General features: G+C 30.4%; 1 pseudogene. It reads left to right on the top strand.

The features are described from left to right. Nucleotides 1–264: pseudogene (locus tag KGF50_RS21945) on the top strand (recombinase family protein); the annotation flags it as partial. Between the last annotated feature and the right edge of the window lie 121 nt (nucleotides 265–385).

Below are 385 nucleotides of genomic sequence, written 5' to 3'. Positions count from 1 at the left end.
CTTATATCACGTATAGAAGATGTTAAAAGTTCTATAAATAAAGTAAATATAGATATTGAGATAGCAAAGGAAAAAAGTACTGTTAGAATGCAAATCATTCCTCAACTTGAAAAAGTCTTAAGAGAATACACAGAAGAGAAAGAACCTTATCTAAAAAATATATTGCTTAAGACTATGATTGACCACGCTGTATATAAAAAAGAACCTACTCAAAAATGCGATGATTTTTCTTTAATACTATACCCTAATATACCAAAAGGTTAAGAAGTATTAAGTATATATTTCAATGTTATAAACCAACTGATTACCAATTTGGAGTAATGGCTGGAGCTTTTGCAGGTGGTGAAGGTGACTTTACAACAGCATTTGAACCTACAGCAACTGC

The sequence above is a fragment of the Clostridioides sp. ZZV15-6598 genome (genome assembly GCF_020657705.1).
Classification (GTDB): domain Bacteria; phylum Bacillota; class Clostridia; order Peptostreptococcales; family Peptostreptococcaceae; genus Clostridioides; species Clostridioides difficile_F.
This window is presented reverse-complemented; position numbering and strand designations above follow the sequence as displayed.